At 37.6% G+C, this 18,099-nt stretch carries 21 protein-coding genes; all 21 read left to right on the top strand.

Annotation, left to right across the window (positions count from 1 at the left end; all coding sequences use genetic code 11):
• Positions 1-97 precede the first annotated feature (97 nt).
• The 21 genes from spoIIIAA (at position 98) to recN (ending at position 18,022) form a co-directional block, all read left to right on the top strand.
• Positions 98-1,024: a stage III sporulation protein AA gene (gene spoIIIAA, locus J416_RS05180; RefSeq protein ID WP_003466397.1), complete on the top strand. Its 927-nt coding sequence runs from the start codon at positions 98-100 to the stop codon at positions 1,022-1,024.
• Entirely contained in the window at positions 1,021-1,533 is a 513-nt protein-coding gene (spoIIIAB, locus tag J416_RS05175) for a stage III sporulation protein SpoIIIAB (protein ID WP_003466394.1), read from the top strand. The genes spoIIIAA and spoIIIAB overlap by 4 nt, the downstream gene beginning before the upstream one ends.
• 14 nt (positions 1,534-1,547) lie before the next feature.
• Positions 1,548-1,754, top strand: coding sequence for a stage III sporulation protein AC (spoIIIAC, locus tag J416_RS05170; protein ID WP_003466391.1), 207 nt, complete (start codon positions 1,548-1,550; stop codon positions 1,752-1,754).
• A gap of 6 nt (positions 1,755-1,760) precedes the next feature.
• Positions 1,761-2,150 (top strand): stage III sporulation protein AD, encoded by a 390-nt coding sequence (gene spoIIIAD / locus J416_RS05165; protein WP_003466388.1) that lies wholly within the window; start codon positions 1,761-1,763, stop codon positions 2,148-2,150.
• 19 nt (positions 2,151-2,169) lie between these two features.
• Positions 2,170-3,348: a stage III sporulation protein AE gene (gene spoIIIAE / locus J416_RS05160; protein ID WP_003466385.1), complete on the top strand. Its 1,179-nt coding sequence runs from the start codon at positions 2,170-2,172 to the stop codon at positions 3,346-3,348.
• Positions 3,349-3,361: 13 nt separating this feature from the next.
• Positions 3,362-3,988, top strand: coding sequence for a stage III sporulation protein AF (gene spoIIIAF / locus J416_RS05155; protein WP_083875535.1), 627 nt, complete (start codon positions 3,362-3,364; stop codon positions 3,986-3,988).
• A gap of 4 nt (positions 3,989-3,992) precedes the next feature.
• Entirely contained in the window at positions 3,993-4,628 is a 636-nt protein-coding gene (gene spoIIIAG, locus J416_RS05150; protein ID WP_040513017.1) for a stage III sporulation protein AG, read from the top strand.
• A 12-nt stretch (positions 4,629-4,640) separates the two neighbouring features.
• Positions 4,641-5,243 carry a SpoIIIAH-like family protein gene (locus tag J416_RS05145; RefSeq protein ID WP_003466379.1) on the top strand — a complete coding sequence of 201 codons (603 nt, stop codon included), beginning with the start codon at positions 4,641-4,643 and terminating at the stop codon, positions 5,241-5,243.
• A 198-nt stretch (positions 5,244-5,441) separates the two neighbouring features.
• Positions 5,442-5,936, top strand: coding sequence for an acetyl-CoA carboxylase biotin carboxyl carrier protein (gene accB, locus J416_RS05140; protein ID WP_003466377.1), 495 nt, complete (start codon positions 5,442-5,444; stop codon positions 5,934-5,936).
• Positions 5,937-5,948: 12 nt separating this feature from the next.
• Entirely contained in the window at positions 5,949-7,304 is a 1,356-nt protein-coding gene (gene accC, locus J416_RS05135) for an acetyl-CoA carboxylase biotin carboxylase subunit (protein ID WP_003466375.1), read from the top strand.
• A 29-nt stretch (positions 7,305-7,333) separates the two neighbouring features.
• Positions 7,334-7,732 carry an Asp23/Gls24 family envelope stress response protein gene (locus J416_RS05130; RefSeq protein WP_003466373.1) on the top strand — a complete coding sequence of 133 codons (399 nt, stop codon included), beginning with the start codon at positions 7,334-7,336 and terminating at the stop codon, positions 7,730-7,732.
• 183 nt (positions 7,733-7,915) lie between these two features.
• Complete coding sequence (nusB, locus tag J416_RS05125; RefSeq protein WP_003466371.1) at positions 7,916-8,296, top strand: transcription antitermination factor NusB; 381 nt, start codon at positions 7,916-7,918, stop codon at positions 8,294-8,296.
• A 21-nt stretch (positions 8,297-8,317) separates the two neighbouring features.
• Positions 8,318-9,184 (top strand): bifunctional methylenetetrahydrofolate dehydrogenase/methenyltetrahydrofolate cyclohydrolase FolD, encoded by an 867-nt coding sequence (gene folD / locus J416_RS05120; protein WP_003466369.1) that lies wholly within the window; start codon positions 8,318-8,320, stop codon positions 9,182-9,184.
• 129 nt (positions 9,185-9,313) lie between these two features.
• Complete coding sequence (gene xseA / locus J416_RS05115) at positions 9,314-10,669, top strand: exodeoxyribonuclease VII large subunit (RefSeq protein WP_003466366.1); 1,356 nt, start codon at positions 9,314-9,316, stop codon at positions 10,667-10,669.
• Positions 10,656-10,892, top strand: coding sequence for an exodeoxyribonuclease VII small subunit (xseB, locus tag J416_RS05110; protein WP_003466363.1), 237 nt, complete (start codon positions 10,656-10,658; stop codon positions 10,890-10,892). The genes xseA and xseB overlap by 14 nt, the downstream gene beginning before the upstream one ends.
• Positions 10,893-11,777 (top strand): polyprenyl synthetase family protein, encoded by an 885-nt coding sequence (locus tag J416_RS05105; RefSeq protein WP_003466361.1) that lies wholly within the window; start codon positions 10,893-10,895, stop codon positions 11,775-11,777.
• Positions 11,778-12,457: 680 nt separating this feature from the next.
• Positions 12,458-13,036: a hypothetical protein gene (locus J416_RS05100; protein WP_003466358.1), complete on the top strand. Its 579-nt coding sequence runs from the start codon at positions 12,458-12,460 to the stop codon at positions 13,034-13,036.
• A gap of 32 nt (positions 13,037-13,068) precedes the next feature.
• Complete coding sequence (gene dxs / locus J416_RS05095; protein ID WP_003466355.1) at positions 13,069-14,967, top strand: 1-deoxy-D-xylulose-5-phosphate synthase; 1,899 nt, start codon at positions 13,069-13,071, stop codon at positions 14,965-14,967.
• Positions 14,968-14,973: 6 nt separating this feature from the next.
• The gene (locus J416_RS05090; RefSeq protein WP_003466353.1) at positions 14,974-15,810 is read left to right on the top strand and encodes a TlyA family RNA methyltransferase; all 837 of its coding nucleotides are present in this window, start codon (positions 14,974-14,976) and stop codon (positions 15,808-15,810) included.
• A gap of 19 nt (positions 15,811-15,829) precedes the next feature.
• Positions 15,830-16,279, top strand: coding sequence for a transcriptional regulator AhrC/ArgR (ahrC, locus tag J416_RS05085; RefSeq protein ID WP_003466349.1), 450 nt, complete (start codon positions 15,830-15,832; stop codon positions 16,277-16,279).
• An 18-nt stretch (positions 16,280-16,297) separates the two neighbouring features.
• On the top strand, positions 16,298-18,022 hold the full coding sequence (gene recN, locus J416_RS05080) for a DNA repair protein RecN (protein WP_003466346.1): 1,725 nt from the start codon (positions 16,298-16,300) through the stop codon (positions 18,020-18,022).
• Positions 18,023-18,099 lie beyond the last annotated feature (77 nt).

Raw genomic sequence — 18,099 nt, 5'->3', positions numbered from 1 at the left:
TGTTTCTTTCTATCGTCTTGTGTTCTTTGGATGTAATATCTTTTTTCTTCATGCATAGAATGAATATAGAAAAACGAGCTGAAATGGGGCACTAATAATGGACCAAATTCTTTCGCTGTTTCCTCCAAACATGGCCAATCAAATGAGAGAAAAAATTCAAAGTGAAAAGATTCAGCTACAAGAGATTCGGATTCGAATTAACCGTCCCATCGAATTAAACGATGGACGACATGCGATTTGGTTATACAACCAGAAAGTGACCAAGCAGGACGCGTTATACCTGTTAAATAAAATCAGCGAATTTTCACTTTATCGGTTAGAGGAAGAATTAAAACAAGGCTATATTACGATTGCTGGTGGACATCGTGTGGGTATTTCTGGATCGGTGATCGTTGAAGAAGGCATGATCAAAGCGATTAAACATATTTCTTCCTTCAACATACGTTTGGCAACGGAAGAAGTTGGTTTTTCAAAACCTTACCTGCCGTATTTATATCAACATTATAAATATGTAAATACACTAATTATTGGTCCACCTCAATCTGGGAAAACCACGTTTCTTCGTGATTTAGCGAAATATATATCGACAGGAGTCAAGCAGTATCCAGCTTATAAAACAGCGATTGTTGATGAACGATCTGAGATATGTGCAGCAGTTGAAGGCGTACCGCAACTGTCATTTGGGCTTCGAGTAGATGTGATGGATGCTTGCCCGAAATCACAAGGAATGATGATGCTCGTTCGTTCAATGTCTCCAGAAGTAATGATTGTTGATGAAATTGGTAGTCAAAAAGATGTCCAAGCTTTACAAGAAGTCATACACACTGGCGTTCAAGTGATTTGCACCATACATGGAGAATCATTAGACGACATCCAAAACAAACCGGCATTACAGCCGTTACTTGAATCGAAAGCCTTTGAACGATATGTAATTTTATCTATGCAAAATCGAACAGGAGAAGTTAAACACATTTTAGATCAGAATGGTCGAGTTGTTTCATATCAGAAGGTGATTCACCGATGAAATGGATTGGCTTTGTATGTGTGATCGGTGCGATGGCATGGATCGGACATGAAGTTGCCACAAAACTTGCCCAGCGCCCGAAACTGATTCGTATGTTAAAAAATGCATTACAAATCTTTGAAGCAGAAATTGTATATAGTCATGCAACCATTCAAGAAGCATGCCAGCAGATTGCTACTCAAATACCTGATCCACTCTCACAGTTTTTTCAACATGTAACCGACCGACTTGATAAAAATCCGGATAGTCTATATGCCATTTGGAAAGAGGAAGTTAACAATTGTTGGCAAACAACAGCATTAATGAATTCTGAAAAAGAAATCATTTTACAATTCGGGCGGACATTGGGACAACACGATATTGTGCAACAGCAAAAGTATATTCAACTCGCTCAAACCCACCTTGATCGAAAATTGGCAGATGCAGAAGAAATGAATCATCGCTACGGGAGAATGACAAGAAGTTTAGGATTTCTTGCAGGATTATTTATTGCCTTACTCTTGCTATAGAGAGGAGTAAAACAATGCTAGGAGATACAAGTATTTTATTCCAAATTGCTGGTATTGGAATCATTGTTGCGATGATTCACACCATTTTGAAACAAATGGGTAAAGAAGAATACGCGCAATTTGTTAGTCTCGTCGGGTTTATTATTGTACTTCTATTCGTACTAAATAGTATCCAAGACTTATTCCAAGAAATTCAAACCGTATTCTTTTTTAGAGGATAATTCATTATGGAAATCTTTGAAGTCGTTAGTATGGGAATGGTCGCCAGTGTCCTTTACTTAATCATAAAGGACAAGCAACCAGCTATTGCCTATTTCATTGTCATTTTAACGGTGATTTCGTTATTTTTATATGTCATTCAATACGTCAGAGAAGTGCTTCATTTAATCACATATTTAGGTGATATGGCAAATATTCACAGCGTCTATATTAAGACAATTTTACAAATTATTGGTATTTCCTATGTTGCTGAGATCGGCGCAAATATTGTCAGAGATGCTGGGTTAGAATCGGTTGCATTAAAAATTGAATTAGTAGGAAAAGTTTTTATTTTAATTTTAGCTGTACCTATTTTTAGATCATTAGTTGAAACCATCATTGGTATATTTCCGATGTAAGAGAAATGAGGAAAGGCGGATGAAAAAATGGATTCAGTTTCTATGCATCATGGGCTGTTGTTTATTTGTATCACCACATGTGCTGGCTTCGACTGAACAAGCAAATACAGATAAACAACAATTCAATGCTTATGAATCGTTGATTGAAGATAGTGAATTACAGTCTTATTGGGATCAATTGGGTGATGAATATCAGCATGTTTTCCCGGAAATGGATAAGGCTGATATATGGTCAATGATCCGTAATGAAGATGGTCTCTCGTTAGAATCATGGTTTCAAGGCGTTCTTCGTTATTTATTTTATGAATTAATCGAAAATGGCAAGTTGTTAGCTACACTGATATTGCTTACATTATTTTGTTTACTATTGCAAACCATTCAAAACGCCTTTGAAAAACAAATGGTTAGTAAAATAGCTTATGCTGTCGTCTATATGATGTTAATTATCATATCGCTAAAATCATTTCACTTAGCAGCTACGTATGTCACAGATACTGTAGATTTAGCAAAAAATTTTTTGATTGCTTTATTGCCACTTATGTTAGGTTTGCTTGCTTCTTTAGGGAACTTATTAACAATTTCTTTCTTTCACCCGATTATCATTTTTTTAATTCATACAAGTGTTCTCATCATTTCAAACGTCGTTATTCCCATGTTTTTAATTTCAGCCATTTTACAAATTGTGAGTACGATTAGTCAAGAATACAAGGCAACAAAATTAGCCAATTTAATTAAAAATATCGCCATTGGTATATTAGGAGTTATGCTTACCGTTTTTCTTGGCGTCATTTCTGTACAAGGAGCAGCTAGTGCGATTCAGGATGGCATTGCTATGCGTACAGCTAAGTTTGTAACAGGAAACTTTATTCCAGTCATTGGACGTATTTTCACAGATGCTACAGATACCGTATTAAGTGCAACGATGATTATTAAAAACGGTATTGGTTTAGTCGGTGTAGTGATATTGATTGCGATCGTCTTATTTCCGGCTTTGAAAATATTTGTATTAGCGTTGATCTACAAGATAGCTACTGCCGTATTACAGCCGATTGGTGATGGGCCAGTCATTGAATGCATGGAAATTGTCGGAAAACATATTTTGTATTTATTCGCTGCGTTATTAATGGTGACATTCATGTTTTTTTTCACCATTGTTATCTTAATCATTTCGAGCAATTTAACGATGATGGTTCGTTGAGGAGGGATCGAATATTGCTTTTTTCTCGAGTTGGTTGTTACAAATTACGATTTTTATTCTGTTAGCGATGCTAGTAGATATGCTGCTTCCTAGTTCAGCCATGAAGCAGTATGTCAAACTTATTGTCGGATTATTACTCATATTAGTAATTTTGCAGCCGATCTTGCAGTTATTTCAAGTGGATGTACAACAGCTAATAAGTAGAGTCACAACTTCATCAGAAATAACCTCATCAGAAGAAAATTTAGAAAATCAATTAAATCAGAAGAAAAATGAAATAGATGAAGTAAATCGTGCATATGTATTAGAAGAGATGGTTGTCCAAATGAAAGATGTTGTTCGTGACGACTTACAAGAAGCGTACCAAGTGACAATTGATGAGATTCAAGTGACATCTGATGAAGAAACAATAGAAGATATCCAAGCGATTGATCAAATTGATGTCAGCCTAAAGACCGCCCAATCTTCCGATGAAAATGCAGTCGAGGAAGTGGTCATTGAAATCGGAGAAAAAAAAGAAAAATCAGAAAAAACCACAGTTTCAAAAAATGAAGAAGAAATTACTGCATTCCTCGCGAAACAATGGGATGTCGACAAAGACAAAATTGTGATCAGATGGAGGGAACAAGAGGGTGACTGACTGGATGAAAAGAATTAAAAATGCTGTGAAACCACCGGATACCAAAAATCATAAGTTGCATTATATTGCACTAGTTGCATTAATTGGTTTGTTTTTATTAATTGTAGGCAATTTATTCGATTCAGAAGAGGAGCCGAGTACAACACCTGATACGCCCATTATTTCTGAAGAAAGTGAAGAAACGAAAGACGACGTTTGGCAACAAGATCAGAGTTCTGAATCAACGTCAAACTTAAGTGATATTGAAAAAGTATATGAGAAGGATTTAACGGTCTTATTAGAAAAAATGTCCGGTGTATCTGAAGCGGATGTCATGGTGAATTTGGATGCAACTGGAGAAAAAGTGTATGAAAAAAACCTAGTAATTGGTTCTCAAATAACAAATGAAACGGACCAGAATGGTGGCAATCGAAAAATAGATGATGAAACAAGGGAACAAACCGTTGTCGTTATTAGGCAAGGAGACAACGAAGTTCCGTTACTTATACAAAAGAAAAAGCCACAAGTAAGAGGAGTTTTAGTGGTTGCGAAGGGAGTGGACAATTTAGAGATTAAGGAATGGGTATTAGATGCTGTGACTAAAGTGTTGGATGTGGGGGCTCACCGTGTATCGATAATGCCAAAAAATAGTGATGAATAAGGAGGAATTTTTATGCTAAAGAAGCAAACGGTATGGTTGTTAACAATGCTCAGTTTGATGATTGTATTAAGTGTGTATTACTTAAATGCGCCTAACGAAGGTGACTTAGCCTATTCAGGTACAGAAGATACGGATAGTGAACAAATGACATCACCAACGATAGAAGAAAGCGTTGAAAATGTTGAAACGCAAGGAGAAAATAAGGAAGCAAGTAATGCAGACAGTACAGGAGAAGAGGGAACAGAGACTTCATCAATTAGTACAGAAGAATACTTTTCTGCAGTCCGAATGAATATGACGAATCAACGTAGCATGGAAAAAGAACGTTTGCAATCGATTGTCTCTTCAAGTGATGCAACGTCCGAAGAGAAGAAAGAAGCTTATGAAGCAATGAAGGAAATTGAAACAGTTGAATCCAAAGAAACCATATTAGAAGATACGATTCAATCGTTAAATGGGTATGAGGAAGTGCTTGTACGGAATATTTCTGATCAAGACGTAGTGATAACGGTTCAAACAGACGAATTATCATCCAAAGAAGCCAATACGATCATTCAACACGCCAAAGATGAATTTGGTGAAATCAATATTGAAGTCGTTTATCAATCAAGTTAATAGATAGCAAATCACACTGTCCTTCAGTCAAGAGGACAGTTTTTTTCTTAAGGTCTTGTCACGCTTGATTTGTTCTGCGTGCTATAAATTATTATGATTCAATGCTTGCAGTTTTATTTATGTTTGCGTAAAATGTTAAAAGGAGTTATTAGTACCTGTTAGTAAATGTAAGGAATTAAAAGGGGTGCAAAAAGGAATATGTTATCTTTACAAGAAATCGAACAGTTAATTGACAGATTAGATCAATCATCTGTAGACGAACTTTCATATGAAGCAAATGGAACCAAATTATCATTGAAAAAAAATAATGCTGTAGCAACGGCTGCCCAGCCTGTGCAACAAGTTCCGGTGCAGACAACGCATGAAACAAACCCACCACAAGTAAAAACGCCGGAACCTGTTGAAGAAAAGGAAACTAATAACACAGCTGATACTAGTACACCAGCGGACTATGATCATGAAATTGTATCACCGATGGTCGGTACATTTTATAGTTCTCCATCTCCTGATAAGCCTGCATTCATTCAAGCAGGTGATGATGTATCAGAGGATTCCGTTGTTTGTATTGTTGAAGCAATGAAATTATTTAACGAAATTGAAGCCGAAGTGAAAGGAAAAGTAACAGAGGTCTTAGTAGAAAATGGAGAACTAGTAGAATACGGACAACCTTTATTTCGAATAAAGACCGCGTAAGGAGATGAAACTGTGATTAAGAAGCTCTTAATTGCCAACCGTGGAGAAATCGCAGTACGAATAATCCGTACTTGTAAAGAAATGGGGATCGAAACTGTCGCTGTGTATTCTGAAGCAGATCAGGATGCACTACATGTACAGTTAGCTGATGAAGCTTATTGCATCGGTCCGAAACTGAGTAAAGATAGTTATTTAGATTTCACGAATATTATGAGTGTCGCCACCTTAACAGATACCGACGCGATTCATCCTGGATATGGATTCTTATCAGAAAATGCCGATTTTGCAGAAATTTGTCAGGCATGCAATGTTACCTTTGTCGGTCCAAGTGCCTATGCCATTCAAAAAATGGGAACGAAAGACGTTGCTCGTGAAACGATGAAAGAAGCTGGAGTACCAGTTGTCCCTGGATCTGAAGGCGTTATAGCTGATGAAGAAGAAGGATTACGAGTAGCGAATGAAATCGGATTTCCAGTCATTATTAAAGCGACTGCTGGTGGTGGTGGAAAAGGAATCCGCGTAGCACGTGATGAAGAGGACCTTCGCAAAGGCATTCGCGTGACACAAAATGAAGCTGAGAAAGCATTTGGTAATCCTGGTGTATACATTGAAAAGTTCATTGAGGATTTTCGACATGTCGAGATTCAAGTGTTAGCAGATAATTTTGGTAATGTGATCCATTTAGGCGAACGTGATTGTTCTATTCAGCGTCGCCTGCAAAAATTAATTGAAGAAACGCCTTCACCAGCAATCGATGAGAATATGAGACATAAAATGGGACAGGCAGCTGTTCGAGCTGCCGAAGCAGTTGATTATTCAGGAGCAGGTACCATCGAATTTATTTATGATCAAAAGGAAAATACATTTTATTTTATGGAAATGAATACAAGGATTCAAGTAGAACACCCAGTAACGGAAATGGTGACAGGAGTGGATCTGATTAAGGAACAGATTCACATTGCAAATAATCAGCCGTTAACCTACCGTCAAGAAGATATTCAATGGAAAGGGTGGGCTATGGAATGTCGTATAAATGCAGAGGATCCGACTAAAGATTTTATGCCATCACCTGGAAGAATTCAAACGTATTTACCACCTGGTGGTTATGGTGTTCGGGTTGATTCAGCGGTTTATCCTGAGTATATGATTCCCCCATATTATGATTCCATGATTGCTAAGTTAATTTCATATGGAACATCACGAGATGAAGCGATCGACCGAATGAATCGTGCCTTGGATGAATATGTGATTGAAGGTGTACAAACAACAATCCCATTCCACAAACGGATGATGAATCATTCTGTTTTTGCGAATGGAGATTTTAATACAAGATTTTTGGAGAAGTATAGTATAATGGATGATGAATAATATTTCACAATTGGTGAGGGGGTTCTCAAATGGCGGAGAATCATTTATTAACAGTTGATGAACATCCAGAGTTAGGTAAAGTGGAAATTGCTCCAGATGTATTAGAAGTGATTGCTGGCATTGCAACTACTGAAATTAGTGGTGTATCAGGTATGCGTGGCAACTTTGCTTCTGGTGTTGCCGAGCGTTTTGGAAAAAAAGCGCATGGTAAAGGAATCAAGGTGGAACTACTTGATAAAGGTGTTATGATCGATGTGTATGTTGTTATCGATTATGGGTACTCCATACCTGAGATTGCCGGAAAGATTCAAGCCAATGTCCGTCAAGCCATTGAGAATATGACAGCAATAGAAATAAAAGAAATTAATGTTCATGTCGTCGGCGTTCATATGGAAACGAAACACGATTCACAACAACACGAAAATTAATGAAAAGGTCCCGCATAATATGTTTTGTGGGGCCTTTTCTTACTATTAAATCGCTGTTATTATTACACGTGAAATTTTCGATGGTTAGGGTGATGAATTTACTTGATGTGCACGATGGCAATTCGCCCTTTAACATGATATGATAGAGATTAGTTATGGACATGGATAAGGAGTATGAACGAAATGAAAAGAAGAGAAGCTCGGGAAAAAGCGTTACAAATTTTGTTTGCTTTAGATTCACCTGAAGTAGATGTAAAAGTATCAATGAACGAAATCTTGGAAGGAACAACACCTAGTGCATTTCTACAAAATATTGTTGATGGTGTGAAGCAGCACCAAGAAGAAATTGATCAATCCATTCGTTATCATTTAGATCACTGGACGTTAACGCGGTTAGCAAAAGTCGAACGAACATTGTTAAGAATTGCGACATATGAATTATTATATGATCAAGAAACACCAAGCAGTGTAGTCATTAATGAAGCCATTGAGTTGGCTCACACATACGGTGAAGATCAATCCGGGAAATTCATTAATGGTGTGTTAGCTAAAATGACGACATAATACATAAAAGGGGAGAGAATAGTGGCAGCAGAAATTATTTATGGAAAAGAATTGGCGCAATCATTAAGAGATCAAATGAAAGATGAGGTTAGCAAATTACGTGATCAAGGAATTGTTCCAGGTCTAACAGTGATACTTATTGGAGATGATCCCGCATCAAAATCATATGTGGCTGGTAAACAAAAAGCATCTGCATATGTTGGTGTTGATGCTGATTTAATTGAATTACCAGAGTCAACAACAGAAGCAGAATTATTAACAAAAATTGATGAATTAAATCAAACGAATCAAGTACACGGTATTTTAGTGCAATTGCCATTACCCGAGCATATTGACGAACAAAAAGTCATTGAAGCTATATCGCCCGAAAAGGACGTAGATGGCTTTCATCCGATTAATATTGGTCGGATGATGACGGGAAAGGACACGTTCTATCCTTGTACACCGTATGGCATTATCACAATGCTAAAGTCTAAGGATATATCCATCGAAGGAAAGCATGCAGTCATCATTGGCAGAAGTAATATTGTTGGAAAACCAGTCGGACAGTTATTGTTAAATGAAAATGCCACTGTAACATATTGCCATTCTCGAACTGCGAATATGGAGCAATATATAGCGGAGGCAGATATTGTTATTGTTGCTGTAGGTAAAGCCGATTTTATTAATGGTGATCATATTAAAGAAGGCGCTATTGTGATCGATGTTGGCGTAAATCGTACAGAAGAGGGAACGTTAACAGGTGATGTCGATTTTGATTCAGCTAAAGAAAAAGCTTCTTACATTACACCTGTACCAAAAGGGGTTGGCCCCATGACGATTACGATGTTACTTCATAATACGATTAAATCGGCTAAACGTTTTCATCATGTACCATTAGATGATTAATCAATTTTATGATCATCATCTTCTTTATTAGGGTGCTGAATAAAGTGGAGACCATTCGTTCTGATATAAGTTGCGAATGGTCTTCTATTTAGACCATGAAAGTAGAAAATCGGATATGTAGGTGAACGTATGAAATCAAAATATTTGACTGTTTCAGCCTTAACCAAATATATTAAGAAAAAATTTGATGTTGATCATCATTTAACCCATGTATGGCTAAAGGGAGAAATCTCGAATTTTAAACATCATAGTCGTGGGCATATGTATATGACAATTAAAGACGATCAAGCAAATATCCGTGCCGTGATGTTTGCCAGCCATAATCGCCAGTTACGCTTTATGCCAGAAGATGGTATGAATGTATTACTTCATGGTCACGTCAGTGTCTTTGAAGCACAAGGTCAATATCAACTATATGTTAAAGAAATGATTCCTGATGGACTTGGTGATTTACATCTTGCTTATGAGCAGTTAAAAGAGAAATTAACGAAAGAAGGGTTGTTTTTATCTGAACGGAAACAATCGTTGCCTGAATTCCCGTCACGAATCGGCGTTTTAACTTCACCAACAGGTGCTGCGATTCGAGATATTCTTACGACGTTATCTAGGCGTTTTCCTCTTGCGAAGGTTCTGATTATTCCAGTGGCTGTACAAGGGAACAATGCCGCTCAAACAATTGTAGACGGATTGCAATATGCCAACGAGTTGAAGGATGTCGATTTACTCATAGTCGGTCGTGGCGGAGGTTCCATGGAAGAATTATGGAGTTTTAATGAAGAAATCGTTGCACGAGCGATTGCAGCATCAAATAAGCCAGTAATATCAGCTGTTGGTCATGAAACAGATCTGACGATTAGTGATTTAGTTGCTGATGCGCGAGCTCCTACACCTACAGCAGCAGCGGAAATAGCGGTTCCGTCTCAGTCAGATTTAATGGAGCGGATAAAACAATTTGATCAACGTCTTCACTATCATCAACATCAATTGGTACAAAGAAAAAAAGAAGCCATCAAGCGCCTTAAACAGTCACAAGTTTTCCGTTTTCCACGGCGATTCGTTGAAGAAAAAGAACAAGTGCTAGACCGCTATATTGATCAGCTCAATCAGGGCATACAAAGAAATTATCGAGACAAAAAGTTAGCATATCATTTTCTTTTAAAACGCTTTGAACAACAGAATCCGAGGCGACAAATGCATCAAAAACAGCAACTGCTTCTATCAAATCGTCAACGTCTTGAACAATCAATACATGTGGTTATGCAAATGAAAAATAAACAATTTCAACATAAACTCACTCAACTATCCTTACTTGATCCAATTCGTATTATGCAACGAGGATATTCGATCACATATTCAGAAGATGGCGATATTTTGACCAATACAACAAACGTTCAGCCAAAAGATACCGTTCGTGTACGAATGTCTAATGGTATCCTTACTTGTGAAGTGAAAACGAAAGAGGGGGAAGAAGATGACGGAAAATAAAGATGAGTTATCATTTGAACAAGCTTTGGAAAAACTAGAAAATATTGTTCAAAAGATGGAAGAGGGCGATGTTCCCTTAGAAGACGCAATGAAATATTATGAAGAAGGTTCGAAATTGTCAAAAATCTGTCATGAAAAGCTCGTCACAGCAGAAAAGCAAATTCAAGAAATCGTGGATGATAATGGTGAGTTAAAAACATTTGATTTGCAGGAGGAAGAATGAGTGAGTAAACAATTAGAAACGGAATTAGCTAAAGAACAAGAGCATATTAATCAGCGCTTGCTTCATTCTGTAGAAGCGATTCCAGCCCCGACGCGTTTGAAAAATTCGATTCTATACTCAATACGTGCTGGTGGGAAGCGTATTCGTCCGATTTTAATGAAGTGGAGTTGTGAGAGCTTCCATGGAGATACTGAAAAAGTGTATCCTGCGGCGATTGCCTTAGAAATGATTCACACGTATTCTTTAATACACGATGATCTGCCTGCCATGGACGATGATACATATCGGCGTGGTCAATATACAAACCATAAAATGTTTGATGAAGCAACAGCTATATTAGCCGGTGATGGCTTGCTTACAAACAGCTTTCAAATCATTGCAAATAGTTCAATATATAGTGATAAGGAAAAAGTGTTCCTGATTGAAAAATTATCTGCATTTAGTGGTATGAGCGGAATGGTTGGCGGTCAAACCTTAGATATGGAATCAGAAAAAAGAGATATTACTTTGCGTGAGCTGGAAGAAATTCATCATATGAAAACAGGACGACTGTTGTCTTATGCTATTCAAGCAGGAAGTTTTTTGGCGGGCACTGACGATAAGACACTGGAAGTTATTGATCAATTTGCTGGTTATGCGGGGTTAATTTTTCAAATTCAAGACGATATTTTAGACGTTGTTGGCGATGCAAAAACATTAGGAAAGCAAATCGGTAAAGATGCCGAAAATGATAAGAATACATATCCAAAAATATTAGGGTTACAAGGTGCCATTCAACAGAAGCAACAATATGTGGAAAAAGCAAAAACATGTCTATCACAAATAGGTTTACAATCAACCAAGCTTGAAACATTTATTGATTATATTAGTGATCGAAATACATAGGGTTTGAGATTTTCCGTAAAATATGATATTTTAGAAATAAGAAATGGAATGGTGCAGTATTCTAGTCAGCCCCCCGTTTCTGAAGGCGGGCCTAAAAATCCGCCATAGGCACATCGATGAAGTTCCTTGTGTCGGCTTGAGGCGCCCAGCTTGGGTCGATGCTGGGAGTTAAGGTTGCAGGGCGATCCACAAAGGCATGTGGGCGATGACCCTGCTTCCGCGGAGGCCCATATCTGTTTTTATTGCTTAGCAAGGAATAGAAATGGAATGGGGTATGAACCTACGGAATAGGAAAGGGATTCTTATTCGTAGCGTAGCCTGCCTTGAGTGGTACGGAGGGGATTACAGGTAATTGATGTGTGACTGTTAGATGGCCACTAACAGCATGCACGACTGCTGTATGAAATTCGTACTGCAAAAGAGGCTAGGAAACGGTAAGGGTTGTTGAGGAAAACTCCTAGACTGTTCCATTGGACATTTAAAAGGGATTATAGTGTGGACTAAGTGGTAATCCAGTCTAGCTGATGGAAACATCGCTAAGATAGGTTTAAAGGGGAACCGCCTGAGTGGCAACGCTCGGTACCTATCTGGGAAAACCTACTGGACCTAAGCCGCAGTTTTTACCTTTTAAATGACCATTCCATCGTTACATATAATGATAATAATAAGAGGTTATATGAATGAATAAAAAAGAATTGAAAAAGTCGATAAAATTTAGTATAAGTATTGCCGTTATCACTTTTGTGTTAGCGGCTATTTTTTCCGTTGTTTCTTCTTCGGTCTTAAGTGGCGTAATGACGCTCGTTGGATTGATCATTGTGCTGATTATTGTGTTAACAGGTGTGTTTTTCGATATGTTAGGGATTGCTGCTACAGCTGCTGATGAAGTACCTTTTCACGCAATGGCCGCGGAGAAGGTAAGCGGTTCCAAGCAAGCAATTCAAATTGTTCGTAATGCCGATCGGTTTGCTAGTTTTTGTAATGACGTTATCGGTGACATTTCTGGTATAATAAGTGGAGCGGCATCTGCAATCGTGGTACTTCAAATTTCAAATAATTTCGGTTATAGTGATGGTAGTTTGTTCTATACGGTCATTAATGTCACACTAACGAGTATTGTAGCCGCACTAACTGTCGGTGGTAAAGCATTTGGTAAATTTCTCGCGATTAATGCTTCCACAAATATTATTTTTTTAGTCGGCAAAATCATTGCATTTATTGAAGACAAATTTAAAATAAAAGTATTATCAACGAAATAATTTCAGAAATTAACGTAGGGAGGATTCCATGCATGGATCTTACCAGAATTAAAAATCCTAAATTTTTAAAGAACTTATCGGTCGAGGAATTGGAAGTGTTGTCGCAACATATACGGCAATTCCTAATTGAAAAGCTATCAGTTACTGGAGGACATTTAGGAGCAAATTTAGGTGTTGTCGAATTAACGTTGGCTTTACATAAACATTTTGACAGTCCAAAAGATAAATTACTCTTTGATGTTGGTCATCAGTCTTATATTCACAAAATTCTTACAGGGCGAACGAAAGACTTTGATACTTTAAGACAATATAAGGGACTTTGTGGATTTCCGAAGGTGCGCGAAAGTGAACATGACGTGTGGGAAGCAGGGCATAGTTCAACATCTCTATCTGCAGCGATGGGGATGGCAGTGGCACGTGACCTTACCGAACAAAACTATTCCGTTGTTCCTATTATTGGCGATGGTGCATTAACTGGAGGTATGGCACTTGAAGCTTTAAATCACATTGGTCATGAAAAGAAAAATATGACGGTGATTTTGAATGATAATGAAATGTCTATTGCTGGTAACGTAGGCGCATTGCATAAAGCACTCGGTCGTATGAGAAGTGCAGGCAAATATAACCGCGTGAAAGATGAATTAGAAGTGTTTATGAAACGAATACCAGCTGTTGGTGGGAAAATTGCACAAACAGCCGAACGAATGAAAGATAGCATGAAATATTTTATGGTACCTGGCATGTTATTTGAAGAATTTGGTTTTACGTATTTTGGTCCTGTTGATGGTCATGATTTTCATAATCTAGAAGAAAACCTACATTATGCCAAAAAAACAGAAGGACCGGTCCTTGTACATGTCATTACACAAAAAGGAAAAGGTTATACACCTGCCGAGACGGATCAAAAAGATAAATGGCATGGCGTTGGCCCGTACAAAATAGAGTCTGGGGAAAAAATTAAACCTGTTGATGCTCCGCCAGCCTGGAGTCAAGTCGTGAGTGATACGCTAGAGACAATAGCATCAAATGATTATCGGTTAGCAGTAATAACCCCGGCCATGGTACTTGGGTCAAAACTAGACAAATTCCAGAAACGTTTTCCAGATCGTTTATTTGATGTCGGAATCGCTGAACAACATGCAACCACCATGGCAGCTGGTCTTGCTACTCAGGGTATGAAACCATTTTTAGCTATTTATTCTACCTTTATGCAACGAGCGTATGATCAGTTAGTTCATGATGTCTGTAGACAAAATTTAAATGTGGCATTTGGTATCGACCGAGCAGGCTTAGTAGGTGCCGATGGAGAAACCCATCAAGGGGTATTCGATATAGCTTATTTACGCCATTTACCGAATATGGTCTTAATGATGCCGAAAGACGAAAATGAATGTCAACATATGGTACACACGGCATTACAGTATGATGATGGTCCGATTGCAGTGCGTTTTCCAAGAGGAAATGGTCTTGGTGTTCAGATGGATGAGGAATTAGCTAAAATCCCAATTGGTCAATGGGAAGTATTAGAAGATGGCCATGATGCAGTAATTTTAACATTCGGCACTACAATTGAATTAGCAATGCAGGCACATGTGGAACTTAAAAAGCAAGGGATTTCAGTGAAAATCGTCAATGCCCGCTTTATGAAACCATTAGATGATGAGATGTTACACACCATCTTCCAACAAAATGTACCGGTTCTAACCATTGAAGAAGCTGTATTACAAGGTGGATTCGGTAGTGCGATTTTAGAGTTTGCTGAAACACATCAATATGCTCCTAGGTTGAAAAGAATGGGAATACCTGATACGTATGTTGAACATGGCAATGTTGATCAATTATTAGAAGAACTTCAAATTACAAAAGATGAAGCCATATTACAGATGAAACAACTATTAAATATTGACGACAATTCAGAACAAAGGGCCTAATAAGATATGGGCGCAAAAAAAATTCGAATTGATCAACATATTGTAGAACAAGGTTTTGTTCAAAGCCGTGAAAAAGCAAAACGAACGATTATGGCTGGACTCGTTTTTGTAGATGGCGAACGAGTGGATAAACCAGGAACGAAAATCCCGGTAGATAGCGATATTGACATAAAGGGTCAACTCATTCCTTATGTCGGTCGAGGTGGTTTAAAGTTAGAAAAAGCCCTCAAAACGTTCGATCTATCGCTTGAAGGGAGAAAGATGATTGATATAGGGGCTTCTACAGGTGGTTTTACTGACTGTGGATTACAAAATGGGCTACAGTTAAGCTATGCCGTTGATGTTGGGTATAACCAACTGGCTTGGAAACTGCGTAATGATGATCGAGTGATCGTGATGGAACGCACGAATTTTCGCTATATGACATCTGATCAATTATCCTATGGACAGCCAGATTTTGCTTGTATCGATGTATCATTTATCTCATTAAAGTTGATGTTACCACCTTTATTTCATTTATTGCATGAGAATGGTGATATTATTATGCTTGTAAAACCGCAGTTTGAAGCGGGTAGAGAACAAGTAGGTAAAAAAGGAATTGTCCGCGATCCGAATGTGCATGAGCAAGTTTTAACGGAAATTTTAACCTTTGCGCACAACGAAGGATTTACATTTTACGGACTTACTTTCTCTCCTATAACTGGGGGAGATGGGAATATTGAGTTTCTTGCTTGGATGAAAAAGGAAAAAGATTCCGAAGATGTTTCATTTTTAGAAGAAGTGAATCGAATAGTGAAAGAAGCGCACGAAACATTGGATCAGTCCAAAAATGAATCAATGTAACATAGTTGGAGGAAACCAAATGAATAAGACACAGCGACATATTAAAATTAGGGAAATTATTACTGATAACGAAATAGAGACCCAGGATGAGTTAGTCGATGAATTAAGAAATATGGGTTATGAGATTACACAAGCGACAATTTCTCGTGATATTAAAGAACTGCATTTGGTAAAAGTCCCAACAACCAATGGCCTTTATAAATATAGCTTACCAGCTGATCAAAAATTCAATCCTTTAGAAAAATTACGACGATTGATTATGGATGCCTTTGTAAGTATCGATATTGCTACTCATTTTATCGTTTTAAAAACATTGCCCGGCAATGCCAATGCAGTTGGTGCTTTAATTGATAATTTATCATGGGATGAGATTCTTGGTACGATTTGTGGCGATGATACTATTCTTATCATATGTCGCACAGAAGAGGAAGCGCACGAAATTAAAGACAAATTTCTAGAAATGTTGTAATCACTGGGAGTGTAGATCATGTTAACGGAACTTTCCATCAAAAATTTTGCGATTATTGATCAATTATCAGTCTCCTTGCAGAAAGGATTAACTGTGTTGACAGGAGAAACGGGAGCAGGGAAATCGATTATTATTGACGCCTTAGGTTTATTAATTGGTGGACGCGGTTCTGTTGAATATGTTCGTCACGGAGAGAAAAAAGCTGAATTAGAAGGATTATTTATTATTGACGACGAACAACATCCCATTATTGAGCGAGCAAGTTCTTTAGGCATAGAGATCTCTGATGATCAGATGATCGTTTTGCACCGCACGATTTCTCATACAGGGAAAAGTATTTGCCGTATTAATGGAAAGTTAACTACACTTGGCATATTAAAAGAGATTGGCCAATCATTATTGGACATTCACAGTCAACACGAAACACAATCGTTATTAAATACAGATAAACATATTGAATTACTTGATTATTTTCATCAGACGCATGAACCAAATTTTCGAAATGAATATGATCAGTTATATCAAAAGTGGAAAGAACTAAAAAAGAAGTATGATGAGAAGAGTAGGAGTGAACAAGAGATTGCGCAACGGCTGGACCTACTCGAATTCCAATTGAACGAGATTCAATCAGCAGATCTTGAACCGAATGAAGACCAATCCTTGATGGAAGAACGCAATCAATTGGTTCATTATGAACAAATTTATCAAAATGTTAGTGATGCTTATCAAGCATTGCATGGTGAACATCAAGGTCTTGATTGGTTACAAGTGGCAGGAAATCATCTTGAATCAGCTGGTGAACATAGTGATCATATCAGTAAAATGCACGAAACATTTACGGATCATTATTTTATGATTGAGGAATTATCGTATGATATTCGAAATTTCTTGGACCAAATTGAATTCGATCCAAATCGTTTGCAAATCATTGAAGAACGATTAAATGAAATTAATCAGTTGAAGAAAAAGTATGGCAATTCTGTTGAAGATATTATGGAATACAGTGCGAAAGTCGAAGAAGAACTAGAGGAAATTCGAAATTATGATCAACACTTAGAAAATTTATCTGAGTCATTAACTGAATTGTCAGAAGATTTATTATTAGAAGCAAAACATCTTAGAGACGTTCGAAAACAAGTGGCCACTCAACTTGAACAAGCAGTCCTTACAGAATTGTCGGATTTATACTTGGATCAATCTACATTTAAAGTAGACGTGGCGCTAAAAACAAATGATCAAGGTGAGTTAGAAATGGACGGAACACCTGTCACTCCTAACGAAAATGGTGTTGATCAAGTGAAATTTTTCATTTCAACAAATCCAGGTGAACCAGCCAAACCGTTACATCGAACTGCATCAGGTGGTGAAATGAGTCGGATTATGCTTGCGCTAAAAAATATCTTTAGTCAACATCAAGGCGTCTCGAGTGTAATTTTTGATGAAGTGGATACAGGTGTAAGTGGTCGTGTAGCTCAAGCGATGGCCGAAAAAATACTCAATATCTCTATAGGGTCACAAGTGATTTGTATTACGCATTTGCCACAAGTTGCATCGATGGCGGATAGTCATTTACAAATTGAGAAACAAGTGGAAGATGAACGGACAAAAACGTATGTAAGGGAATTAAACACCGAAGAACGTATTGCGGAAATTGGACGGATGATGACAGGTACCTCACTAACTGATACCTCAAAAGAACATGCAAAAGAGTTAATTCAGTTAAGTAATCAACTAAAAAAATAAATCCATGGCAGATGCAATTTACTATACAAAAAGAGTATAGGAACAAGTGGAAAACATCACCCGATTTTGTTATGTTT

This window comes from Gracilibacillus halophilus YIM-C55.5 (assembly GCF_000359605.1).
Lineage (GTDB): Bacteria > Bacillota > Bacilli > Bacillales > Amphibacillaceae > Gracilibacillus > Gracilibacillus halophilus.
Note: the sequence above shows the minus strand (reverse complement) of the source record. Positions and strands in the feature narration are given on the sequence as shown.